Raw genomic sequence first — 23160 nt, forward strand, 5'->3', positions numbered from 1 at the left:
TCTTTACAGTGCGAGCGTCCCCGCTCGCGAGTGTTAGATAGATCGTAGATCGCGAGTTCTTGAAGTGGTCGCACTATAAAATCAAAACTGAGATGCTTCCGGGAAGACTTTTCTCATCTCCCCCTCTCGGACTCTCCAAGTCTCCCTCTCACCCAATTCAAAACACGTTCGGTACAATAACCGTTATCAGGTTTGTAGTGAGGACTTTAGTCCGCAGAGTTTGATGAAGATTTCCATTCCTTGCTACAAACTAATTTTATTGGGGTTGTGCGATCGCACATAATCTCAAGTCTAAATCTCAAGTATAAGGCAAGCAGGAGGGGTTGTGGAATTTTCGATTGCTAATTTGCTGGTTTTGGTAGCCTTTGTGCTGTTGCTGACAGTGACTGGCGGGGTCGCTTATTTGACAGCAGTTGAATGGCGCGATCGCAGGCGCTTAGATAACGCCAAGCGTAAAAAATAGTCGCTATTTGCTGTTGACAAATTGCATTTTTCATGATAGTAAACAAGGCAACCCAAATAGGTCGCCTTTAGAGGTTTGTAGTGAGGACTTTAGTCCGCAGAAATTGATGCGGACTGAAGTCCTCACTACAAACCTATTTGATTTAGTAGGATTCACGGGCGGGACACCCGCGCCACAATCAACACACTTGAAGTCATTGGTTATTGGTTGTTGGTTGTTGGTTGTTGGTTATTGGTTATTGGTTATTGGTTGTGCATTTAAATTGTATCTTTAGGGCGGGCAAGATGCCCGCCCCACAAAAGTTTAACTTTATTCGGACGTGCAATTTAAATGCCTCGGAGCTGATTTGTCCTATGTTTCTTGTTAGTTGTTCGTTCTAATAACCAATAACCAGTAACTCATGCCCTATGCCCTATGCCCTATGCCCCATGCCCTATGCCCTATGCCCTATGCCCTAGTCAATTATCCACGCGCGAATCAGTTCGTTTACCTCTTCTGGTACTTCGTCGTGGGGACAGTGACCGGCTTTGATAAAGTGTTCTGTCAACTGCGGATAATGTTCGCGGAATTTGGCGCTTCTGTTGGTAGAATTCATCCACGGATCGCCCTCTCCCCACAGCATTAGCAGCGGGCAATTTAATTGACTCAACAATACGTCGATTTTTTCACCTTGGGGTGTTCGGAAGACGGAGGCGAATACTTTGGGTGCACCCCGATCGCACGAGGGTTGGTAAATTTCTTCTACTAATTGGTCTGTGACGGCGCTTTGGTCGAGATAAACTTTTTGTAGGGTTTTCCGAATTGTCGATCGCCCTCGTACGTATTGGAACAGCAGAAAACTTGCCCAATCTTGCTGGAATAAGGTTTTAGCTACGGTAGATATGGCTTTTTGCAAGGGCGGGGCTTCGGGTGCGGGCTGAGGTTCGCTGAAGGGGCCGGCGCTGTTGATTAAGATGAGTCCGGTGGCTGATTCGGGACGCTGGGCTGCTACGCACAAGGCGGCGTAGCCTCCGAGGGAGTTCCCGGCTAGTACGGCGGGCCGGCCGATGACGTTGGTGATGAAGTCGTGGAGTTGGTCGCGCCAGAGCTCGCCGCTGTACTGGATTTCGGGTTTTGCCGATCGCCCGAATCCGATCAGGTCGATCGCCCACACTTCAAATTCTTTGCTCAGCCCGCTGATATTTTTGCGCCAGTGGTCTGTGGATGCTCCAAAACCGTGAATTAACAGCAGGGGAGGGCGTTCGAGATGTCGATCGCTCGACCGCACATAGTATACTGAATGGCCCCGCCATTGCCAGTATGTGCCTGGAATGGGGGTTGCAGTGATGGCTGGGGTTGTTTGCATAATGTAAAGAAATAAGTATTTACTTTAACTATTGTATCGTGAGGTTCAGATTTATAAAGTTTTGCCAACGCGCTGGGGTTTTGCCAGTAAGGGATACGTCAAGTTGGTCGAGTTGGGCTAGTTCGGGCGATCGCACTCATAATCAATAAGTTTTGTAACAAATATTGATTTGGTAAAGGTCGCAGCAGTCGGATTTTCAGTATTCGATCGGCATTTTGGAAATATATCTGGTTTCGACTGCAACACACCTAGGTAAGATCCTTGCGATCTTTGGTACAAGTAGGAGATCTAGGCGATCGGGCCCAAGCTGTGGTGGTGGGAGTCGATCCCCATTGGCTAGGAGTCAAGGGATCGACTTTTTTGGACGGATTTCCGATCTTTTCAAGGTGGGGATCGTTTGGTAAGCGAGCTGTTGACGGCTTGGGATGCAGCGGGTTCAGCTTCAGTGCCCTAGCAAAAGCCGACCTCAAAAATCAGGATGCGGGTAGAAGTTATAAGTAAAATTACTGGGAGTTCTTGGCAAAAGTTTCTGAGAATCGCAGAATATTTTGTGATGTTCTTTGCTTTTCTTAACGGCTTTGATACTCTAAGATAGAAATAGAGCTGCGCCGCTCAATTAATGAGTATTTTGAATACTAGGGAGCCAACTATGCAGGGTGTGAACTTTATCCACCTGAAAGTTAGGGAGTTTTCTGAGTGATTGCTATCTCACCCCGTCCGGTCGTCGGACGCAATTGGATTACGATTAGCTTCGCTTCTACCCTATACCTTTGTCCTATTTTGGATCTGCTCCTAGCAGAGATTCCGCATCACTGGCAAGCGGAATTACGGTTGGGGCTTCAAGAAGCTTTGGTAAATGCAGCTAAGCATGGAAATAAGTTAGACCCCAGTAAAACTGTTGGAGTCCGTTTTTCGATCGTCCAAAACGAATATTGGTGGGTGATATCAGACGAAGGTTGTGGCTTTAAAGCACCTTGCGGTTGCGACCTTTATACCGATACTTGCGACAGTCTCATAGCAGAGGATGTTGCAGATAATTCTGCATTCCCCCATGTTGAACAAGAATGTGGTAGGGGGCTGTTTATCCTTTACCAAATATTCGATCGGGTTGAGTGGAATTCTCAAGGCACAGAGTTACGGCTGTGCAAAGAACTTCCCAGTCGCTACCGGCTGCCTCGCTTGCGCTAGAACTGATATTTGGCGACGTTTTTCAGATCAGCTCGACCTGCATTTTTTTTCGTTTCCTCGCTGAACCGAGGATGGAGAATTTTGAGTATCAGGCTATTGATAGTAGATGATAATGCAAAATGTGAGTTTTGAGTGAGAAAAGTATAAATCTTTTTTAGCTCGCAATCGCGCTGCTCGATCGAGCAGCGCGATTCTTTGAGTTTTGGACTCTAGTCAAATATTTAACTCAAGAGTCAAAATTATTTGCCGTGAGTCGGGCACGGAGGTGCACAGATCGATCGATCCAGCCATCCTGCTGCTTGGTTTAAGCGCGGCAGAGCTTCTTCGGGCTGATTTTTCAGCAAAAAGACCAAAGCGGCCGCGGCTTGCTCTCCGGCCCGGGCGGAACGGTTGGCTTTGAGGCGGTGCCAATCTCTTTCGGAAATGGCGAGGCGGGCTGCGAGGGCTTGAGCCAGTTCTACTGTGCTCAGCTCGTTGAGGTTGACAGTTTGGGTTGTTTGTGTAGTTTCAAGCATAGATGGCAATTATAGCTATTTGGCTGCGGTTTCTGAATTGAAAAAATATACTGCATATAATAACAAGTTAATTGGGAATTGTTTTTTTAAGTATTGTCGGGTTTGCAGATCGAAATGCCTCAACAGCCGTCAGAGTTAAATCGGGAAGATTCAGAAAATGAGTTTGTGCAGGCGATCGCAGCAGTGGAGCGATCGCTCGCAGCAGTCAAAGAGCGTTACACTCAGATTCAGTGCGATCGCCAGCGCCAAGCCGAACTCGGCAACCGGCGAGAAGATGTCCGCCAGTCTCTGCGCCAAAACCCATTACCGCAACTCAAGAAAGAATTGCGGGAAATTGAGCAAGAATTGGAAACGATCGAGTTAAATTTAGAAAGCAGCCTGTTTTCTTGGGGAAGCATAAAACAACCTTTTTGGCAAGCGGTTCGCTTTGGGGGACTCGGTATTTTGCTCGGTTGGATTTTGAAATCCTATGTCGGTTGAATTATGTTAGGAGTTATGATTTTTTTTACCGCAGAGGGCGCAGAGGGCGCAGAGGAAGAGAAAAGAGAGAATTATGGTGCAAAATATTAAATAAACAGGATTGGATATGACAAATCAACGAATTGCAGCAATTTTGCGCGCCGGCGAACCAGACGAAACTGTAACCATTCAAGGCTGGGTTCGTACTAAACGCGAGTTAAAAGAATTTGCCTTTGTCGAAGTCAACGATGGTTCGGCGATGGCTAACTTGCAAGTAGTCATTAATGCTGATTTGCCCGACTTTGAAAATATACTCAAACAAATCAATACAGGTGCATCTGTAGAAGTTTCAGGAGTGCTGGTGGCATCTCCCGCGAAGGGACAGCGAATTGAGTTGAAAGCTTCACAAGTACAAGTTTACGGCGAAGCAGACCCGCAAACTTATCCGCTCCAGAAAAAGCGCCATTCCTTGGAATTTTTGCGGACAATCGCCCATTTGCGGCCGCGCACAAACACCCACGGCGCTGTTTTTCGAGTCCGCAATGCTTGTTCGGCGGCGGTACACCAATTTTTTCAAGAGCGCGGTTTTTTGTGGGTTCACACTCCGATTTTGGCTGCTAGCGACTGCGAAGGTGCGGGGGAAATGTTCGCCGTTACTAACTTCGATTTAAAGAATGTGCCGCGTACTGATTCGCAAGAAGTTGATTATGCGAAAGACTTTTTTGGGAAGCGCGCCTATTTAACAGTTAGCGGCCAGTTGGAAGCGGAAGTTATGGCAATGGCTTTCGGTAATGTTTACACTTTTGGCCCGACTTTCCGAGCGGAGAATTCCAATACTTCGCGGCATTTAGCTGAGTTTTGGATGATTGAACCGGAGATGGCTTTCTGCGATTTGCAGGGTAATATGGATTTGGCTGAGGCGTTTTTAAAGTACATTTTTAACTTTGTTTTGGAGCATTGTCCGGAGGATATGGAGTTTTTCAACGAGCGGATTGATAAGACTGTTTTGGCGACTGCTGAAAATATTATTAACAATCAGTTTGAGCGAATTACTTACACGGAGGCGATCGCACTTTTGGAAAAAGCTGACAAAAAGTTTGATTTTCCGGTAAGCTGGGGCTTAGATTTGCAATCGGAACACGAGCGCTATTTGGCTGAGGACTTGTTTAAAAAGCCGACTATTGTCAGCGATTATCCCGTCGGGATTAAAGCATTTTATATGCGCTTAAATGAGGACGAGAAAACGGTGCGAGCGATGGATGTTTTGGCTCCGAATATTGGGGAAATTATCGGCGGTTCGCAGCGGGAAGAACGGCTCGATGTGTTGGAGCGGCGCATGGACGCGCAGGGTATGAATAAGGAGGAGTTGTGGTGGTATTTGGATTTGCGCCGCTACGGTACTGTACCTCACGCTGGCTTTGGTTTGGGGTTTGAACGGTTGGTGCAGTTTATGACTGGGATGGGGAATATTCGGGATGTAATTCCGTTTCCGAGAGCACCTTTGACTATTGATTTTTAGATGCAGACGGCGGTTGAAACCGCGCCTACAAAAACAAAGTCCGCCTCCGCGGACTGAAGACAATAACATAATCTTCACAGCGCGTTATTTAACCCCTCTGAGCTCGGGTTTGGTCTGTATAGACGCGGTTTCAACCGCGAGCGTCTTCTTTTCCCATCTCAAATCTAAAATCTAACATGGTATAGGCTCATGGTTCTTCAAATTCCGTCGAGTTCCAAAGCACCAACTGTCACCTGGGAAGCCCTACCAGCCGACTTTATTTTACCGGACGATCCTGTGGAAAATATTCAACAACCGCCCCTTGCTGCCTCTCTCACCGATGCTCTGGGGGCCGCCGGACTTATTGGACTCGCCCTAATTGGTTCCAATTTTGGACTGGTAGCGACTATCAATCAGAAAACTGTAGTTAAAGCACCGGATTGGTTTTACGTGCCACAAGTGCATCCAGTTGCAGAGGGTACGATTCGCCGCAGTTACACGCCGAATCTGGAGGGTGCGCCGATATCGGTAGTGATGGAGTTTTTGTCTAATGAAGATTACGGCGAATTGTCTGTGCGATCGACTCCTCCCTACGGTAAGCTCTACTTCTACGAACAGATTCTGCAAGTTCCTACCTATGTTACTTACGACCCCTACGAGCCCAAGTTGGAAGTGCGGTATCTGCAAAATGGGAGCTATGTAACCCAGACTGCTGATGCACAGGGACGGGTGCGGATTCCAGAGTTAGATTTATGGCTGGGGATTTGGCGGGGGGAACGTTTGGGGCAAACTATGAATTGGCTGCGCTGGTGGGATTCGCAGGGAAATTTGCTGCTGTGGAGTTCGGAACAAGCCCAACAGGAACGCCAGCGGGCCCAACAGGAACGCCAGCGGGCGGAACAAGAATGCCAGCGGGCCCAACAGGAACGCCAGCGGGCGGAGGTATTGGCGGCAAAGTTGCGGGAGTTGGGTGTCGATCCCGATCGGCTGACATGAATCGGGCGATCGGGCCGCTACTCAATCCAAATTGACCCTACGGCGCTTCAAACCCAGCCTTACTGCTTGAATGCGATCGGGTTCAAATTGGTATTATAGCAATCCTTGCAGGAGTCGTAAAATTTTTACCCCACCCCAACCCTCCCCGAAGCCGCGGGGAGGGAGTAAGAAATTCACAAATGATTTAGGATTGCTATATAGCCCGATCGCCTACCGACTCAGTATTAATTATAGTAGCTAGATCGGGGGAAAGAAAGAGATCGGGAAATAGTAAAGTTTCTAAATAGTGAAACTTTATTCCATAAAGTTTTTTAATTTCTTGGATTTGTCCAAGAATCTGCTCCTTGTTGATACTCTGATTGCTTTTGATTCCCACAATCATTATATTCTTACTCGTATGTTCAGCCGCTATAAACTCAAAAACCTTGGTCTTGTAGCCAGACAATTCAAGTAAAAGCGCTCTTAATCCATCAGTCACTATTTCCGATTGCCTCTCTAGCAAAATGCCAGACTTCAGCAGATCCTTCAAAACCATATTCGGATGAATTTGTTTCCTAACTTGCTTGTGACAGCATGGTGCTAGGATAATCAAAGAAGAATCAGATTGTATCCCTTTATAAATTGCATCATCTGTTGCAGTATCACACGCATGAAGTGCGATGGTTATGTCTGATTTTTCTGCGCTATAGTTACTGATATTGCCTTGTTTGAAATGTAAATTTTTAAACTCAACTGATTGGGCGACTGAGTTACAAAAATCTACTAAATGTATTCTGCTTTCTATACCAATAACTGATGCTTCTTTGTCTAAAATATTGTTCAGAAAATCATAGATTGCGAATGTTAAGTATCCTTTGCCTGAACCCATGTCAACTACAGAGATATGACTTTTCGCTGCCAATCCTGATGATTCAATTAAGCTATTTATAATTTCTACAAACTTATTTATCTGTCTAAACTTATCTTCCATTGTTTTTACGATATTACCTTGACTGTTGGTAATACCTAATGCTGTGAGATATAAATTGTTTTCTGATTGAATATACCGTTTTTTATTGCGATCGTGTTCCTGCGGAACCGTATCAACAGGATTGGTGAAAGTAGGCTTAATAAATTTAAGTTTTGGTTTTTTATCTTTGCCATATTCAAGTTGGACATCCTGCGTCAGCGAGAATAATCTAATACTCATAAATTCACTTCCCGTCAGGGTTTTGATTAAATTTATTCCCTCTGCAATTAGGTAATTTTTTACTATTTCCTTAGTTTTGTAGCTATAGGTAAAAGAAAGTTTTATGCTTGATTTAAATTGTACGCTTCTCACAATGATTTTAGTTAAGCCGTCTTCTTTTCCTCGATATTTTCCTAAAGTTAATCTGATAAATTCTTGATTTTCTATACTAGAACCTAGAATTAACTCGAATTGCTCTTGCGTGTTGATATTCATTATATTATTCAGTAGCGGTAGCGTGCGTCGCAGAAAGAAAATTTACAAATTAAAGTCAAAATATCACAGCAACGCACCACACAATAGTCTGGTGCGTCACACGAATTATTGATTAAGTCGCCGATGGAATTGTGATATCAACAGATTGCACTTTTACCGAAGTTCCTAAGCTCGATAACGGCGGTTGAATTCCCGCAGTATTTCCCACTACTAATGTTACCAAATTCTCAGGTTTTAAGTAAGTCTTGGCAACGCGCTGCACGTCGGCAATTGTGGCTGCTTCGACGCTGAGGCGGTAGCGAAAAATGAAATCTTCGGGATAACCGTAGTATTCGTAGCGCATTAGTCGCGACAATGTTTGACTGGGATTTTCAAATTTGAAGATGAAAGAATTGAGGGTGGAATCTTTCGCAAAAGCTAATTCTTCGGCGGTAATTGGTTCGGTGCGAATTCGATCGATCTCAGCGCGGATTGCTTTGATAAACGGTACTGTCGCGTCCGATCGCGTTTGGCCTCCAGCCACAAACGTCCCTGGATAGTCAAATCTCGGACTCCAAGCCGCGTAAACACTGTAGGCTAAGCCTTGGCGCGATCGCACATTATTGAACAAACGCCCGCCAAAACCGTTCATAACCCCATTCATCACGTCCAAAGCACCGTAATCTGGGCTGTTCAACATCCCGCCCAAATGCCCCATCTGCACGTAACTTTGACTCAATTGCGGTTGATTTACCAAAAATATGCCGCCTTGATTCGCCGGCGTTACCGCTGGTAGCGCAGGCATTTCTGCACTCTGAGTCGGTACCCAGTTGCCGAATTTTTGCTCAACGAGCGATCGCATTTTAGCCGTATCAAAATCGCCAGAAATACCCAAAATCATATTCTTCGGGTGGAAATACTTCTGGTAGAAACCCACCAAATCGTCGCGGGAAATATTGGCAATAGTCTTGTATTCTGCTGTGCGCGCGTAGGGACTGCGATCGCCATAAATCAACTTTTGAAACTCGCGGCCCGTAATATCGTTAGGATCGTCGTTGCGACGGGCGATGCCACCTTGCTCTTGATTCTTAGCTAAATCCAACTTTTCCTTAGCAAAAATTGGCTCCCGAATCACTTCAGAAAACAAGTCAAATACAGGTTCCACATCTTCAGCTAAAGCGCTAAAATTAGCGTTGCCAGAAGCAACATCAATCCCCGTTTCTACAGAAGCTGCCCGCTGTTCTAGCAACTGATTTAATTCATCAGCCGTATGGCGACTCGTGCCACCAGTTCGCATCACTTCTCCCGTCAAACCTCCCAATCCAATTTTATCAGCAGGTTCAAAACGATCGCCCGTGCGAAATAGCGCCGTTCCCCCGACTAGCGGGAGTTCTCTATCTTCCATCAGATAGACTCGGATGCCATTTTTTAGCTCGAAGCGAGTGTATTTAGGCAGTTTAATTTCTGCCAGCCCCGGGAATTTTAATTCGTCATAGTGCTTCGGCCCAGCCGCTAGGGAAGGTAACAAATTAAACGTGCCAAGTGAAACAGTAAAAAAGCAAAGTGCCAGCAGAAATAACTTGACTTTTTTCAGTCTCAATCTAGTCCTTTTCATTCTTGCTCCTAATTTTCATCTATTGACCATTGGACGAGGCAGAGCCTCGGGATATGCGTTCCCAGGCAGAGCATGGAAACCAGTAAATCTCGCTTTTCTCCGAGGCCAGATCCCCCTAAATCCCCCTTAAAAAGGGGGACTTTGAGAATACTCCTGTCCCCCCCTTCTTAAGGGGGGCTAGGGGGGATCTAGACCTAATCGCCAGACAGAATATCGGCACTAGGTTTCAGCTTAAATTGACACTAATGCCCTCTTCCTTCTTCCTTCTTCCCTCTTCCTTCTTCCCTCTTCCTTCTTCCTTCTTCTTACAGCGACAAAAGCTTGCCAATCGTGCGATTTTCCGGGCGGAAAGTTGCCTTGGCTACTCGCTGAATGTCAGCGGGAGCAACAGCAGCGATCGCATCTAATTGCTTAAACAGATTTTTCCACGAACCAGTTTTTACTTGATAGTCCAGCAGCGAAAATGCCATGCCCATATTAGAATTGAGCGATCGCAATAAACCAGCCCTCGCCTGAGTCTTCACCCGTTCCAACTCCAAAGCAGACACCGGATCAGTTTTTAGGCGATCGATTTCCTTACTCAAAGCCACCGCCACCTCATCAACCGTCTTACCCGGAGCAGTTTGAGCGTAAAACAGCATCAAATTCGGGTACTTTTCCCCCGGATAACCGCTAAAACCTTGAGCAGCTAGCGCCAATTGCTGTTGTTCAACCAAAGACTTATAAAGCCGAGAAGTGCGGCCGCTGCTGAGTAAAGAACCAATGATTTCATAAACCGCATTGTCAGGATGATTCATCGCCGGCCTGTGGTATCCTTCCAAATACCAAGGTTGAGTTTTTAACTTCAGCGTCACTTCCTTCGTTTGTGTTTGCGGAGGCTCCACAATTTGCAATTCAGGAGGCGCTGGTTTCGCCTTGTAGCGGCCGAAATAAATTTGAGCAAGACGCTTCACCTCCGCAGCTTTCACGTCTCCTACCACCGCCACAGTCAGCTTGCTGGGGATATAGTGACTATCGAAAAAATTCTGCACCTGGCTGCGGGTGAGGTTCTTAATATCTTCAGTGTAGCCAATCACCGGGCGACGGTAAGGATGAACAGAGAAAGCTTTGTCAGCAAAAACTTCGACCATTTGCCCGATCGCCGAATTCTCAGTTCGCAGCCTCCGTTCTTCTAAAATTACCTGTTTTTCCTTGTAAAATTCCCGAAAAACAGGCTCTAAAAAACGCTCGGATTCTAGCGACATCCACAGCTCTAACTTGTTAGCGGGGAGACTGTAAAAATACATAGTCGAGTCGATAGAAGTAGCGGCATTTAGTCCAACTCCGCCTGCTTGTTCGACAATTTTACCGAATTCATTGCGCTTGACAAATTGCAAAGCTTCGGATTCAACCTTGTCAAATTCTGCTTTGAATTTGGCGATTTCTTCAGTTTTGCCGATCGCCTTCGCTGCTTGCATTTGCTCGAAGAGTTTATCTTGTTTTTCTAGCAGCGGCTTTTCGGCTTTGTAGTCGGTTGTGCCGATTTTGGGCGTACCTTTAAAAGCTAAATGTTCCAGGTAGTGGGCGACTCCAGTTTGACCCTCTGGTTCGTTGGCGCCTCCCACGTCGGCGTGAATCAGAAACGATGCTACCGGAGATCTGGGCCTTTCGAGCACCACGAATGTCATGCCATTGTCGAGCTTAAATTCGGTGACTTGCTTGATTACGCGATCGAGCGACGGTTGCACAGACACTAATTGCGAGCCGCTAGCGGGGTTCTCGCGAGCGAGGGCGATTTCGGGGGAAATTCCCCACCACAGCAGCACAGCGGCGAGTAGGGAGGCAATGAATCGAGTTTTGGGTTTGGGCGATTCCCTAAGGGATCGCTTCGCCGCGCGTGGTTTTTGGAACTGCGGGATCATTCGATTTTAGATTTTAGATTTTAGATTTTGGATTGTCAAACCTGAGGTTTGTGCCGAATACAAGAGATTCTTGTTTAAGGATAAAGATTTTTTGAGGCATAAGCGATCTGTTGCGCCACAGATGTTAGGCTGATACAGCAAATCTCAAAAAGGGTCATTCGATTTTAGATTTTAGATTTTGGATTTTGGATTGTCAAACGGCAAGAAGTTTATGCCGAATAACAAGAGATGCTTTTTAAGCATAAAGATTTTTGGGGGCATAAGCGATCTGTTGCGCCACTTCCAGTTTAAGATTAAAGTCGCGCACTACTTAAAACTTAACATTATTTCGCCCGCCCGCCCCAAACCCGCAGTTCCAAGTGCATGAACCTAATCAAACGTAAAATACGGCTCGCTTAAAAGCTTGCTGTGTATGTCTTCCTCCTTCTTCCTTCTTTCTTCTTCCTTCTTCCTTCTACTTAAATCGCCAATTACCCATTCCAAAGCCATGCGAATTTTTAATCAGTCTCCTCCTTCAGAAACAGAAACCAAGAAACGAATTTTACAAGCAGCTCAGCGGTTATTTGCCCGCAGCGGATACGACGGTACGACAACTCGGGATTTAGCAGCGGCGGCGGGGGTGGCGGAGGGTACGCTATTTCGGCATTTTGATAATAAAAAAGCGATTTTGGTTGAGGTGGCGACGGAAGGATGGGTGGAGTTGCTGACAGATTTGCTGACGGAATTGAGCGAGATGGGTAGTTACAAAGCAGTGGCTCAAGTGATGCGGAGGCGGATGCTAAATATCCGCGAGAATAGCGATATGATGCGGGTATGTTTTTTGGAGGCGCAGTTTCATCCCGATTTGCGCGACAAAATTCAGTTGGAAGTCATCGGAAAAATGAGTATTGTGGCTGAGGCTTTTTTTGAAACGGCGATGGAAAAAGGAGTTTATCGGAAGATGAATCCAAAAATTGTCGCTCAAGTATTTTTGGGAATGTTTGCCGTCGCCGGTTTCAGTCAGAATACAATTATGGAGCCGAATGCTTCCCCGCAGGAAATGCAGGAAATGGCGGAAGGATTGGCAGAGATTTTTCTGAATGGGGTTTTAGTTAAGGATTAGTCAGTTGGCAGTGGTTAGTTGTTAGTGGTTAGTGGTTAGTGGTTAGTGGTTAGTTGTCAGTTGTCAGTTGTCAGTTGTCAGTTGTCATTAGCGCGATCGTCCCCGCTCGCGAACGTCATTAGCGCGATCGTCCCCGCTCGCGAACGTTATTAGCGCGATCGTCCCCGCTCGCGAACGTCATTAATCATTGGTCATTAGTAGTTCGGTTTTTTTCCTTCTTTATTCTTCCACGCATTTGTTAAATCCGTCGAGCGAATCCTTTGCCTAACTTTCTTCTACCTTATGGAAAAAATCTTAGACTATTCTATTAGGCCGCTAACGCAGGAAGACGAGCCTTTTTTGTGGCAAATGCTGTACGAAGCGGCGCACATGGCAGAAGAAGGTGAATCAACGGTGGAAGCTGTTGTGAATCATCCTTTAATTGCGAAATATGTCAAGCATTGGGGACGTGCAGGCGATATGGGCTTCCTAGCAATTGAATTGAATGGCAGCCAGCCAGTAGGAGCGGCGTGGCTGCGTTTATTTCCAGGGGATGACAAGGGATTTGGCTGGATTGACGATACTATCCCGGAATTGGCGATCGCGGTTCTTCCAGAATACACAAATCAGGGTGTAGGAACTCAATTGCTGGCTCATTTGTTGCCAGCAGCCAAAGCATCTTATCCAGCGGTATCCCTGAGTGTCAGAAGCTCAAATCGGGCCCTGAATTTGTACGAGCGATCGGGATTTAAAGTAATTGAGGGAAGCGAGATAATTAACCGCACAGCCGGGACATCATTGACTATGAAAATAGATTTTGATTGAGTAAATTATTACTCATCGTTAAACTCGTACATTTGCCTGGCCCAATTATCCCGATTTTCCTGCCATTCATCAATAAATGCTTCCCAAGTTGTATTGCTTTCTAGTTCCAGCAATAAACTTGATACTTCTTCAAGAGTCGATGCTGCTTGACATTCTTCTACCCAACTTTCCCGGCGCCGTTTCCATTGATTTTGCACCGCTTCCCACTCGATGTCTGATTCCAATTCAACTAGAAATTTTGCTAACTGTGACGGATCGACTGCTGCTTGCACGTCGCTCACCCAACTGTCGCGACGTTCTTTCCATTCTTGCGTCACTGCTTCCCATGCGAGGTTGCTTTCAAACTCTAACAGTAATTGGTTCAGTTCTACCATATTAAATGTTTAATTGTTTGCAGTTTGTGCTAAGGTGATTATACAAAAAAAAATCAACAAAGAGTGTTAAAAAATTTTTAAGATTGGATTCTCAGTGAAACTACGGAATATATATCAATACGGTTAACTTAAGAGATGACAACAGGGAAAACTCATGAAAAATATACATTGCGATTGCTTCGTTCCTCGCAATGACCATCTTAAGTGAACCGTATTGGAATATATATAATTGCATAATGAGCGATGAATTTAGGTTAGATAGGCTAGATATTCCCAGGAGTTGGAATCGCGGGACAGGCGACTGGACGGGAGTGGCGGCTGCGATGCAGAGAGGGGAAACTGTAGAAGTAATTCAAGAAGTTGGTTCGACTTTGTGGCGAAACAGTCTGCCGGAAAAACATTGTTTGTATTGGGATGGGGAAAATATATCACCTATCAAAGGGCGAATTTGGATTAGTTTTACCCAGAGAAGATTTGCGCCGGAATCTGTTTTGCCGAAGGTTCAGTGGCATCCGAGAGTGTTGTGGGTAGGGATAGGTTGCAAGGCCCGAACTTCGCGAGAATTAATCGAAACTGCGATTCAAAGTGTCTGTCGCAGTTATCATTTAGCGGAAAGTGCGATCGCAGGTATTGCTACAATAGACGCTAAAGCAGGCGAAATCGGCTTGCTGGAACTTTGTCGATCGCGAAATTGGCCGTTAAAAACCTTTGCGGCTGATGTTTTAAGTTCCGTTGAAGTCCCCAATCCTTCAGATGTTGCAGCGAAAGAAGTCGGAACGCCCAGCGTAGCAGAAGCCAGTGCACTTTGCGCGATCGAACCAACAGATTACACAATTATCAGCAACAGGCAAGATGCCTGTTCCACAATTATCAGCAACAGGCAAGATGCCTGTTCCACAAAGAGTGAATATTCTGCTTGTGGGGTGGGCATCCTGCCCGCCCATAACAGGCTTTTAGTGCCAAAAAAAATATTTTCAACTAAAAATCCCCCCCCTTTACAAGGGGGGGTTAGGGGGGGTTCTGCGGTAACTGTAGCCGTTGCAGTTTGCCCGATCGACTATCCAGGATAATATCTTACTGCTCGACACCGGTATTCACAAATCGGCCAATCAGCCCAGAAACCAACGACAACACAATTGAACCGAACAAAGCAGGCCAAAAACCGTTAATCGCAAAACCGATACTGAAAGCACCAGCCAACCACGAAGCCAAGGAAAGCGAAATCGCATTCACCACAAACAAAAACAAACCTAAAGTCAGAATGCTGAAAGGCAGCGTCAGCAATGTAATAATCGGCCTGACAACCGCGTTTACAAATCCGATAACTACAGCAGCCAGCATCGCCGCCGGAAAGCTCGTCACCGCAATACCTGGTACAATGTTAGCGGTAATGATCAGCGAAACGGCCGCTACTATCCAAGTTAAGAAAAAACTTAGCATATCTTTTTTCATCTCCATCACTATTAATTAAGATTGTAGCTGTTTAGGCGATCGACCAAAGTTCGGGATACACTACCAAATACCCACCTTGCGACCACATCAGATTTATGAAACTCCGGCAACTAGCAGCATTCCTATTGGCGCTAACCATCTTCATCCTGCCGCGCGCAGCCCAAGCTCAATCTAAATATTACCCACCGCCGCTGTCCTTTAGCAATGCCGAACTGACCAGACGCGATTTTTCTGGCCAAACACTGCGCGCCGCTGAGTTTTCTAACGCTAATATGGACTTAACTAATTTTTCTAATGCCGATTTGCGGGGAGCAATCATGAGCGCTTCGGTGATGACTCAGGCGAATTTACACGGCGCAAATTTAACTAATGCCATGATAGATCAAATTAAATTTACTAAGGCTGATTTAAGCGATGCCATTTTAGTCGAAACAATTTTGTTGCGTTCTACTTTTGATGAAGCTGATATTACTGGTGCTGATTTTACTGATGCAATTATGGATGGCGCACAAGTTAAAGAATTGTGCAGTAAAGCCAGCGGAATTAATTCTCAAACTGGGATTTCCACTCGCGATTCCTTGGGATGTCGTTGATTTATTTTATAATCCCATTATTTCAATTTGTGGAACAGAAGGTACGTAGTTGGGCTTTAGCCCTGTTTAATATATACGCCTAAAGAGGGCCCAAGCCCAACTACGTACCTATTTTTATACAGAAGGTACGTAGTTGGGCTTTAGCCCTGTTTAATATATACGCCTAAAGAGGGCCCAAGCCCAACTACGTACCTATTTTTATGATAATAAAACCACTCTGGGGAAAGCTTGTTCCGGGCGGGCTAGAAGCCCTCCCCACAAGTTATAAACAGACAAAATTAATGTGATTGTGGAACAGGCAGGAAAGCCTGTTCCTGACAGCTCAAAACAGATTTATTAAGGCTTGGCTTTTTTCTGAGCAGCCTGATAATGTTCAGTCATCAACTGATTAACTTCTGGATTGTAAATCCGCAGATAATTCCAGTAATTCTCAAACACCGATTTCACATATCCTTTCGTTTCAGGAAACGGAATCTTTTCCGCAAAAGCATCCGGATCGCTAAAACTAAACCTCTTCAACCAATCTGCTACCGCATTCGGCCCTGCATTGTAACTCGCCACAGCTAACATCGAATTATTCTTGTACTCGTCGTGAGTATGATCCAAATACCAAGTTCCGAGTTTAATATTGTCGTCCACATTCTCCAGTGAATACTTTTTGAGGTTAATTTTTGCTGCTACCCAAGTAGCCGTTTCAGGCATTACCTGCATTAAACCAGTGGCGCCAACTGCTGATTTAATTCCGGGCATAAACCGCGATTCTTGCCGGATTAATGCTGTCACTAAAACAGGATTTATTTTCCGTTCTTGCGACCATTTCGTAATGTTTTCTAAGTACGGAAAAGGATAAAGTGCTTGCCAATAAGCTGGCTGCTGTGTGAGTGCTTGGTATTGGGCTCTATCATCGGGTTTTTCCCGCTGGCGCAAACTCCCCACCATCCACAAACCGTCTAAATTGTCTCCGACTCCAATTCGCATTAAACCGTCGGTAAACTGTTCGGCTATAGTTGGTTCGACGCGGTTGGTAAATTCTATTTGCCACAACGTCCAAGCATCTCTATCTTGACCTAATTGATACAGTTCTTTTAATGCAGGAGATCCGGCGGTTGGTTCGGGGCGCTGAGGCTGTTGCACTACCTTGGGAGATAAGTCTCGGACTGTGGTAAAGTCGCCTACTGGCCAGCCTAGAAATACTGCCGATCGCCATGCGAAATATGATTCTGGATAGCGTACAATGGTGTACTCAAAGGATGTCTTGGCATCCTGTTCGCGGCCGAGTTGCATAGCCCATTTGCCGACCCAAAATGCTGCTTCTGGTGCTTGTTCGCTGTCGGGATTATGGGTGGTTAATTCCCTCGCCCACTGCCAAGCTGATTTTAAATCTCCGCCTTTGGCATACTGTTGGGCGATCGCCCAACGCAATTCGGCTGCTGTATCAGAATTGTTGTATTTTGTCAATAGCAACTTGCGGGTTTGTGAGGCGGATTCACCGCTACCTGCTTTGTCGAGAAGTTTGGATTTATCTAGCAAAGCTTCGGGGGCACGATCGGGGAATTTGCCGATCGCGCGATCGAGATACACGATCGCATCCTTGGGCTCGCTCAGCCGTGACAGCCGGATTAAACCCATACCAGTATCTTCGTCATTGGGGAAATCCCGCACTAATTCTTGATAGGCAATTCTCGATTCCGGGATTTTGCCGTCTAGCCACAAACCGCGAGCTTTGCGGTAAACATTTTTGGCGGTGCGGGGAGCTTTTCCGTAAGCAATCGCTCCTTTGCCGTAATCCTGTTTTTCCCAATAGCCAAAGGCAATTTCTTCCCAATCTTCGGGTTTCAAAGTGGCGCTGTTTTGCTGCGCCAGTTGTTCTAATAATGTACCGTAATCTTTGACATAATGACCGTGCTTTGCTACTAACAGCATTAACTCGGGCTGATTGGGATTTTCTTTTAACTTCTTCCGGGCTATTTCTACACTGCGCGGATGTGCGGGAAATTCAGTAATTGCTTGCTTCCAATATTCGGGTTTCGACTTGCCTAGAACATACAAAGCTTCGGCAGATACTGGATCGCTAGAATAATTTTTAAGCAGTTCTTCCCAAGCTTTTTGTGCTTTGCCTTTGTCGCCGCTCAATTCGTAAGCTTGCGCGCGTTTGAGGGCAATTTGAGCAGCTAAAACTGGATATTCTTGCTCTAAATTTTCCAGTAACTTTAATGCTTTGGTGGCATTTCCTTGCTGGATTAAATCGCTGGCAAGTAAGTAGCGGGCGCGGCTTTGAGGGGAGATTTGCTGCTTGTCGTTTGAATTCTCAGATCGATCGCCCGCGAGTTCGACTAATTTTGCCGATCGCTCATTGGGTGACAGCGATACCAACATTTTGACTTCAGAGGCGGAATTCGCTGCATCCCGAGGCCGCTGAGCCTTCTGGAAGGGGCCGACACCCATCCATTTCGCCGCACCAACCACAGAGGCGATCGCCATTATGCAAACTGAAACGCCAATTAAAACAGAAACTCGGGTTTTTCGTCGCTTTAGCATGGGAAAATTTAAGAAAATAACAATAGAAAATCGATCGCCAGCGGACTTGGCTGATATCGTACCAGAATTTATTTAGATGTGTAGCGGAGAATTTAGGCGATAGATTTATTTACTCGATCGAAGGAAAAACGACAAACCAGCAAGGACAAAGTACAATCAAAAATCTAAAATCTAAACTGTAAATCAAAACATGGAATTTCTAGTCACCGATACGCTCCCCTCTGCTTGGACGGGAGATGCCCTGGCAATTGGTCTATTTGAGGACGCTCTCTCGATCGCCGGCGACTTGGCACAATTAGATGAAAAGCTTGCAGGCACGTTGAAAGAGCTGCTAATGGAAGTAGATTTTAAGGGCAAAGCGGGCCAGAGTGCGATCGCCCGTGTCGGCGGCAATAGTCCGATTCGCAAAATTGCGATCGTCGGTTTGGGGAAAGCCGCAGACTTAAAATTAGAAACCGTGCGGCAAGCTGCGGGCGCGTGCGCCAAGTTAGCCAAAAAGGAGAAATGCAAAACCCTCGGAATTAGCCTTCCGGTGTGGCAAAGTGCGCCGGATGTTACAGCAAGTGCGATCGCCGAAGGTGTGGAACTCTCGCTGAATCAAGACAACCGTTTCAAATCGGAACCCGACGAAAAAAGCCCGCAAGTAGAACAAATTCATTTACTCGGTTTCGCCGGTACCGAAAGTGCGATCGCCCGCGCCCGCCAAATCACAGCCGGAGTTATTTTAGCACGGGAATTAGTCGCAGCACCTGCCAATTATGTCACCCCGATTACCATGGCCGAAACCGCTCAAAGTCTAGCAGCAGAATGCGGTTTAGAATTAGAAATATTAGAGCAAGAAGATTGCGAAAAACTAGGCATGGGAGCCTTTCTCGGCGTTGCCAAAGCATCCGACTTGCCGCCGAAATTCATCCACCTGACTTACAAACCCGCAGGCACACCCCGCCGCAAAATTGCGATCGTCGGCAAAGGATTAACCTTTGATTCCGGCGGTTTGAACATCAAAGGTGTCGGCAGCGGTATTGAAATGATGAAAATAGATATGGGCGGTGCCGCTGCTACCTTGGGAGCCGCAAAGGCGATCGGACACATCAAACCAGATGTCGAAGTTCACTTTATCAGTGCCGTCACCGAAAACATGATCAGCGGCCACGCCATGCGCCCTGGAGACATCCTTACAGCTTCCAACGGCAAAACAATTGAAGTCAACAATACCGACGCCGAAGGTCGTTTAACCCTCGCTGATGCTTTGGTATTTGCTGATAAGTTGGGAGTTGACGTAATTGTCGATTTAGCCACTCTAACTGGCGCCTGCGTCATTGCTTTGGGCGAAGATATCGCCGGTTTGTGGAGTCCTCAAGATAGTGTCGCAGCCGAAATAGTCGCGGCTTCTGAATTGGCAGGTGAAAAGTTTTGGCGAATGCCGATGGAAGAGAAGTATTTTGATGGCTTGAAGGCTTTGCACGCTGACATGAAAAATACAGGGCCTCGTTACGGCGGTTCGATTACGGCGGCGCTATTTTTGAAGCAGTTTGTTAAGGACACTCCTTGGGCACATTTAGATATTGCTGGCCCAGTTTGGAGCGACAAGGAAAACGGTTATAACGGCGCTGGAGCAACTGGTTTTGGAGTTCGGACTCTGGTGCATTTGGTGCTTGGTGGTGCTTAATTAACTGTGGATTGGCTAGCGCAAAAATAGAGATTTTTGCTGCTGGCAATCTGGGTCATAGCAATCCTAAATCATTTGTGAATTTGTAACTCCCTCCCCGCAATTTCGGGGAGGAAGTCAGGGCCGTTTGGTTGTCGTCTTAGGTACGTAGTTGCGCTTCAGCGCTCTTCATAATCTCAGCAAAAAGCGCTATTATTTATTATCATCTTAGGTACGTAGTTGCGCTTCAGCGCTCTTAACAATCCCAGCAAAAAGCGCTATTATTTATTATCATCCTAGGTACGTAGTTGCGCTTCAGCGCTCTTAACAATCCCAGCAAAAAGTGCTATTATTTATTATCATCCTAGGTACGTAGTTGCGCTTCAGCGCTCTTAACAATCCCAGCAAAAAGCGCTATTATTGATTATCATCCTAGGTACGTAGTTGCGCTTCAGCGCTCTTCATGATCTAAACAAAAAGCGCTAAGTTCGCAACTACGTATTTGCGTTCATCTCATTTAGGCAAGGGCGAAGCATTTCGGTACATAATTTATAGCCTTTCTCAAAAAGATGAGGTATAACTGACAGCTCATATAACTACTAAACTCACAGGGCTAAAGCCCAACAACATACCTTATCTTTCTGAAAACCGCTATATCGAAAATTATTCTAGAAGCACCAGGGATCGGAAACACTGCGCGCGATTATTTTTACTCCCAGAAACTTCAGTCAGCTTACAGGAACTACCAATTGCCTTTTTCCCCATTACCACCCTTTGATATCGTTTCCGGTTGCATCGGTATTGTTTAAACCGTCAACTGTCAACTATCACAGGGCAACTGTCAACTGTCAACTGTCAGCCGAAGCTATACAGTTTTGACATTCCATGCAAAAATAGCTGTTTCATAAAAAATGAAAAAAGTATATAATTATGTAAACATTTTTCAGCCACCGAAATCAAATAATTATATTTGATGGATTTGGATTGCTGCAAATAACTTTTTTCTTGAAATTTATGCAAGAATTATTAACATTTTTTTATGCAACACTGCCTGCATCTTCCGCACTTGGCTGCGACGGGCTGGCCCAGTTGCGACTGTACGCTGTTTTTGACTCGCTGACGGCACTCGCTTATTGCTCTCTGGCGCTATCTTTGGTTTATTTTACCCGCCAAAGTTCTCACAGCAAGATTGGAGGGCTATTTGCTGTCGGTTTTTTGGGCTGCGGCGCTGCTCAATTAACGCAAGTTTGGACGCTTTGGCATTCCATTGATTGGCTGTCGGTAGATCTCAAAGCTGCAAGTGGTGTGATTTCTTTGCTCTTAGCCGGATTTGCGATCGCCCTGATGCCGAAAGCATTTACCGAATCTGACTTAAATCTCACAGAAGATATTCCACAACAGCCGTTAAAACAGCTAGCAGAAAATCAGCAGCAAGATGATACACAGACAGCAGAATTGGCAAAACCACCGACAGATGATATTGTCGATCGCGCTTTAACTCTCAGTTCGTTAAGCGAACTGTTACAAAAAGAAATTGCCGATCGCCACCGGATTGAGGAAAAGTTGCAATTGGCTCAATTTGCGATCGACCGATCGGCAGATGCGGTATTCTGGATGGGAGCGGACGGTAAATTTTTGTACGTCAACGACGCCGCTTGCAGTTCATTGGGATATTCTGCCACAGAATTGCTCGATCTAACTGTGCACGACATCAATCCCGATTTTCCTGAAACTGCTTGGAATTTGCACTGGAAAGTCTTAAAAAGGTGCGGTTCCGTTAATATTGAAGTTCACCACAGCACTAAATACGGTCGCATTTTTCCAGTAGAAATTACGATCGACCATTGGCAATTTAACGGTAAAGAATATCAGTGCGCTTTTGCTCGCGACATTAGCGATCGCAAGCGGATTGAGGCAGCTTTGCGGGAAAGGGAACAAGAATTTAGATCGTTAGTTTCCAATATTCCCGGCGCAGTTTACCGTTGCAGTGCTGCGGGGCGATCGAGCTTAACTTTTATCAGCAGCGGCATAGAAGCTATTTCCGGCTATCCGGCAGATAACTTTATGCAAAAACCCGTGCAAGCTTTTTCTAGTATAGTTCATGGCGATGACGTGGGGCAGATCGATAAAATTGTCGATCGGGCGATTAAGACAAGACAACCTTACGCGATCGAATATCGCCTGATTCACAGCAACGGAAACGTGCGGTGGGTTGCAGAAAAAGGTCAAGCTATTTTCAACCCAGACGGTCAAATTTCATCCCTCAACGGCGCCATTTTTGACGTGACAGAGCGCAAAGCAGCGGAGGATGCTTTGCGACTCTCCGAGGCGATCGCCAACAACAGAGCCCAGCAGCTAGAAATAGCTCTCAAAGAACTCCGAGAAACTCAAGCTCACCTAATTCATACCGAAAAAATGTCAAGTCTCGGTCAAATGGTAGCAGGAGTCGCCCACGAAATCAACAATCCCGTGAGTTTTATCTACGGCAATATTTCCTACGCCAGCCAATATATGAGAGACTTATTGCAGCTTGTGGAACTGTACCAAACACACTATCCTCAACCACAAGTAGAAGTTCAAGAATATATTGAAAACATAGATTTAGAATTCCTGAAAGAAGACTTATTAAAAATATTCTCTTCGATGAAAATGGGAGCAGATCGCATTCGCGAAATAGTTCTGAGTTTGCGAAACTTCTCGCGTTTAGACGACTCGGTAAAGCAGCCTGCCAATCTTCATGAAGGCATAGACAACACACTGCTAATTTTGCACAACAAACTGCGAGCTAGATCCGAATATCCCGAAATTAAAGTCATCAAAGATTACGGGAAAGTACCCTTAATTGAATGTTATCCAGGTCAGCTAAATCAGGTATTTATGAATCTGCTTAGCAACAGTATTGACGCCTTGGAAGATGCTTGGAAGCAAAAAAAGCGTTCCTCTCCTAGGGCTTCGCTAACGGGTAGTGGCAACTGGAAACCAACTATTAGCATTCACACAGAAGCCCTTAACGAAAATATTATTTGCATCCGGATTGCCGATAATGCGATCGGCATGACAGAAGACGTGCGCCACCAATTATTTGATCCGTTTTTCACCACAAAACCGATGGGGAAAGGCACCGGTTTGGGCTTAGCCATCAGTTACCGAATTGTGGTGGAAAAACACGGCGGAACCTTGATCTGCCATTCGGTTTTGGGCGAAGGGACGGAATTTGCGATCGAGCTTCCATTATAAACTAGCTAT

20 protein-coding genes are annotated in these 23160 nt (G+C 45.8%); 12 read left to right on the forward strand and 8 right to left on the reverse strand.

Translation table 11 applies throughout. The annotated features are described in order from the left end of the window. The first annotated feature begins 325 nt into the window (after positions 1 to 325). A complete protein-coding gene (locus JGK11_RS04975; RefSeq protein ID WP_293147539.1) occupies positions 326 to 463 on the forward strand; it encodes a hypothetical protein in 138 nt (45 codons plus the stop codon). A gap of 454 nt (positions 464 to 917) precedes the next feature. Here the strand turns inward: JGK11_RS04975 and JGK11_RS04980 are convergent, their stop codons facing one another. Continuing rightward, on the reverse strand, positions 918 to 1808 hold the full coding sequence (locus JGK11_RS04980) for an alpha/beta fold hydrolase (RefSeq protein WP_293181566.1): 891 nt from the start codon (positions 1806 to 1808) through the stop codon (positions 918 to 920). A gap of 261 nt (positions 1809 to 2069) precedes the next feature. Here JGK11_RS04980 and JGK11_RS04985 point away from each other — a divergent pair, with 261 nt between their 5' ends. Together JGK11_RS04985 and JGK11_RS04990 are read left to right on the forward strand one after the other, a co-directional pair. After that, positions 2070 to 2309: a hypothetical protein gene (locus JGK11_RS04985; protein WP_293181563.1), complete on the forward strand. Its 240-nt coding sequence runs from the start codon at positions 2070 to 2072 to the stop codon at positions 2307 to 2309. Between the two features lie 195 nt (positions 2310 to 2504). Next, positions 2505 to 2996, forward strand: a complete 492-nt coding sequence (locus JGK11_RS04990; protein ID WP_293205209.1) for an anti-sigma regulatory factor — start codon at positions 2505 to 2507, stop codon at positions 2994 to 2996. Positions 2997 to 3235: 239 nt separating this feature from the next. Here JGK11_RS04990 and JGK11_RS04995 read toward each other — a convergent pair whose 3' ends face one another. Then, positions 3236 to 3511 carry a DUF6439 family protein gene (locus JGK11_RS04995; RefSeq protein WP_293181557.1) on the reverse strand — a complete coding sequence of 92 codons (276 nt, stop codon included), beginning with the start codon at positions 3509 to 3511 and terminating at the stop codon, positions 3236 to 3238. A 114-nt stretch (positions 3512 to 3625) separates the two neighbouring features. On the opposite strand from JGK11_RS04995, the gene JGK11_RS05000 reads away from it, so the two are divergent. The 3 genes from JGK11_RS05000 to JGK11_RS05010 all read left to right on the forward strand — a co-directional run bounded on the left by JGK11_RS05000 (position 3626) and on the right by JGK11_RS05010 (position 6464). After that, positions 3626 to 3991, forward strand: a complete 366-nt coding sequence (locus tag JGK11_RS05000; protein WP_293181554.1) for a DUF2203 domain-containing protein — start codon at positions 3626 to 3628, stop codon at positions 3989 to 3991. Between the two features lie 106 nt (positions 3992 to 4097). Then, positions 4098 to 5489 (forward strand): asparagine--tRNA ligase, encoded by a 1392-nt coding sequence (gene asnS / locus JGK11_RS05005; RefSeq protein WP_293190183.1) that lies wholly within the window; start codon positions 4098 to 4100, stop codon positions 5487 to 5489. A 189-nt stretch (positions 5490 to 5678) separates the two neighbouring features. Further along, positions 5679 to 6464, forward strand: coding sequence for a Uma2 family endonuclease (locus JGK11_RS05010; RefSeq protein WP_293210832.1), 786 nt, complete (start codon positions 5679 to 5681; stop codon positions 6462 to 6464). 193 nt (positions 6465 to 6657) lie between these two features. Here the strand turns inward: JGK11_RS05010 and JGK11_RS05015 are convergent, their stop codons facing one another. The 3 genes from JGK11_RS05015 to JGK11_RS05025 all read right to left on the reverse strand — a co-directional run bounded on the left by JGK11_RS05015 (position 6658) and on the right by JGK11_RS05025 (position 11403). Next, the gene (locus tag JGK11_RS05015; RefSeq protein WP_293196751.1) at positions 6658 to 7908 is read right to left on the reverse strand and encodes an SAM-dependent methyltransferase; all 1251 of its coding nucleotides are present in this window, start codon (positions 7906 to 7908) and stop codon (positions 6658 to 6660) included. Between the two features lie 112 nt (positions 7909 to 8020). Next, a complete protein-coding gene (locus JGK11_RS05020) occupies positions 8021 to 9502 on the reverse strand; it encodes a pitrilysin family protein (protein WP_293210834.1) in 1482 nt (493 codons plus the stop codon). 305 nt (positions 9503 to 9807) lie between these two features. Further along, on the reverse strand, positions 9808 to 11403 hold the full coding sequence (locus tag JGK11_RS05025; protein WP_293181533.1) for a pitrilysin family protein: 1596 nt from the start codon (positions 11401 to 11403) through the stop codon (positions 9808 to 9810). A gap of 487 nt (positions 11404 to 11890) precedes the next feature. Here JGK11_RS05025 and JGK11_RS05030 point away from each other — a divergent pair, with 487 nt between their 5' ends. Together JGK11_RS05030 and JGK11_RS05035 are read left to right on the forward strand one after the other, a co-directional pair. Continuing rightward, on the forward strand, positions 11891 to 12505 hold the full coding sequence (locus tag JGK11_RS05030; protein ID WP_293181530.1) for a TetR/AcrR family transcriptional regulator: 615 nt from the start codon (positions 11891 to 11893) through the stop codon (positions 12503 to 12505). Positions 12506 to 12787: 282 nt separating this feature from the next. Then, entirely contained in the window at positions 12788 to 13309 is a 522-nt protein-coding gene (locus JGK11_RS05035; RefSeq protein ID WP_293210836.1) for a GNAT family N-acetyltransferase, read from the forward strand. Positions 13310 to 13317: 8 nt separating this feature from the next. Here the strand turns inward: JGK11_RS05035 and JGK11_RS05040 are convergent, their stop codons facing one another. Beyond that, complete coding sequence (locus JGK11_RS05040) at positions 13318 to 13683, reverse strand: hypothetical protein (RefSeq protein WP_293181524.1); 366 nt, start codon at positions 13681 to 13683, stop codon at positions 13318 to 13320. A 236-nt stretch (positions 13684 to 13919) separates the two neighbouring features. On the opposite strand from JGK11_RS05040, the gene JGK11_RS05045 reads away from it, so the two are divergent. Continuing rightward, a complete protein-coding gene (locus JGK11_RS05045; RefSeq protein WP_293210838.1) occupies positions 13920 to 14753 on the forward strand; it encodes a cobalamin biosynthesis protein in 834 nt (277 codons plus the stop codon). A 4-nt stretch (positions 14754 to 14757) separates the two neighbouring features. On the opposite strand, the gene JGK11_RS05050 is transcribed toward JGK11_RS05045, so the two are convergent. Continuing rightward, entirely contained in the window at positions 14758 to 15123 is a 366-nt protein-coding gene (locus JGK11_RS05050) for a phage holin family protein (protein ID WP_293190171.1), read from the reverse strand. 107 nt (positions 15124 to 15230) lie between these two features. Between JGK11_RS05050 and JGK11_RS05055 the strand changes: the two genes are divergently transcribed. After that, positions 15231 to 15728 carry a pentapeptide repeat-containing protein gene (locus tag JGK11_RS05055; protein ID WP_293181516.1) on the forward strand — a complete coding sequence of 166 codons (498 nt, stop codon included), beginning with the start codon at positions 15231 to 15233 and terminating at the stop codon, positions 15726 to 15728. Positions 15729 to 16064: 336 nt separating this feature from the next. Here JGK11_RS05055 and JGK11_RS05060 read toward each other — a convergent pair whose 3' ends face one another. Next, positions 16065 to 18266 carry a transglycosylase SLT domain-containing protein gene (locus tag JGK11_RS05060; protein WP_293210840.1) on the reverse strand — a complete coding sequence of 734 codons (2202 nt, stop codon included), beginning with the start codon at positions 18264 to 18266 and terminating at the stop codon, positions 16065 to 16067. Positions 18267 to 18456: 190 nt separating this feature from the next. Between JGK11_RS05060 and JGK11_RS05065 the strand changes: the two genes are divergently transcribed. Then, complete coding sequence (locus JGK11_RS05065) at positions 18457 to 19935, forward strand: leucyl aminopeptidase (RefSeq protein WP_293181510.1); 1479 nt, start codon at positions 18457 to 18459, stop codon at positions 19933 to 19935. 993 nt (positions 19936 to 20928) lie between these two features. After that, a complete protein-coding gene (locus JGK11_RS05070) occupies positions 20929 to 23151 on the forward strand; it encodes a PAS domain S-box protein (protein ID WP_293210842.1) in 2223 nt (740 codons plus the stop codon). The last annotated feature ends 9 nt before the right edge of the window (positions 23152 to 23160 follow it).

This window comes from Microcoleus sp. PH2017_34_RAT_O_A, assembly GCF_020737885.1.
Taxonomy (GTDB): Bacteria; Cyanobacteriota; Cyanobacteriia; order Cyanobacteriales; family Microcoleaceae; genus Microcoleus.

Bases quoted from the DNA above. Each gene is read 5' to 3' on its own strand.
- JGK11_RS05060 (WP_293210840.1), bottom strand. From the start codon at position 18,266: ATGCTAAAGCGACGAAAAACCCGAGTTTCTGTTTTAATTGGCGTTTCA.
- JGK11_RS05055 (WP_293181516.1), top strand. From the start codon at position 15,231: ATGAAACTCCGGCAACTAGCAGCATTCCTATTGGCGCTAACCATCTTC.
- JGK11_RS05040 (WP_293181524.1), bottom strand. From the start codon at position 13,683: ATGGTAGAACTGAACCAATTACTGTTAGAGTTTGAAAGCAACCTCGCA.
- JGK11_RS05065 (WP_293181510.1), top strand. From the start codon at position 18,457: ATGGAATTTCTAGTCACCGATACGCTCCCCTCTGCTTGGACGGGAGAT.
- JGK11_RS05050 (WP_293190171.1), bottom strand. From the start codon at position 15,123: ATGCTAAGTTTTTTCTTAACTTGGATAGTAGCGGCCGTTTCGCTGATC.
- JGK11_RS04980 (WP_293181566.1), bottom strand. From the start codon at position 1,808: ATGCAAACAACCCCAGCCATCACTGCAACCCCCATTCCAGGCACATAC.
- JGK11_RS04995 (WP_293181557.1), bottom strand. From the start codon at position 3,511: ATGCTTGAAACTACACAAACAACCCAAACTGTCAACCTCAACGAGCTG.
- JGK11_RS05035 (WP_293210836.1), top strand. From the start codon at position 12,788: ATGGAAAAAATCTTAGACTATTCTATTAGGCCGCTAACGCAGGAAGAC.
- asnS (WP_293190183.1), top strand. From the start codon at position 4,098: ATGACAAATCAACGAATTGCAGCAATTTTGCGCGCCGGCGAACCAGAC.
- JGK11_RS05000 (WP_293181554.1), top strand. From the start codon at position 3,626: ATGCCTCAACAGCCGTCAGAGTTAAATCGGGAAGATTCAGAAAATGAG.
- JGK11_RS05030 (WP_293181530.1), top strand. From the start codon at position 11,891: ATGCGAATTTTTAATCAGTCTCCTCCTTCAGAAACAGAAACCAAGAAA.
- JGK11_RS05025 (WP_293181533.1), bottom strand. From the start codon at position 11,403: ATGATCCCGCAGTTCCAAAAACCACGCGCGGCGAAGCGATCCCTTAGG.
- JGK11_RS05045 (WP_293210838.1), top strand. From the start codon at position 13,920: ATGAGCGATGAATTTAGGTTAGATAGGCTAGATATTCCCAGGAGTTGG.
- JGK11_RS05020 (WP_293210834.1), bottom strand. From the start codon at position 9,502: ATGAAAAGGACTAGATTGAGACTGAAAAAAGTCAAGTTATTTCTGCTG.
- JGK11_RS05010 (WP_293210832.1), top strand. From the start codon at position 5,679: ATGGTTCTTCAAATTCCGTCGAGTTCCAAAGCACCAACTGTCACCTGG.
- JGK11_RS05070 (WP_293210842.1), top strand. From the start codon at position 20,929: ATGCAAGAATTATTAACATTTTTTTATGCAACACTGCCTGCATCTTCC.
- JGK11_RS05015 (WP_293196751.1), bottom strand. From the start codon at position 7,908: ATGAATATCAACACGCAAGAGCAATTCGAGTTAATTCTAGGTTCTAGT.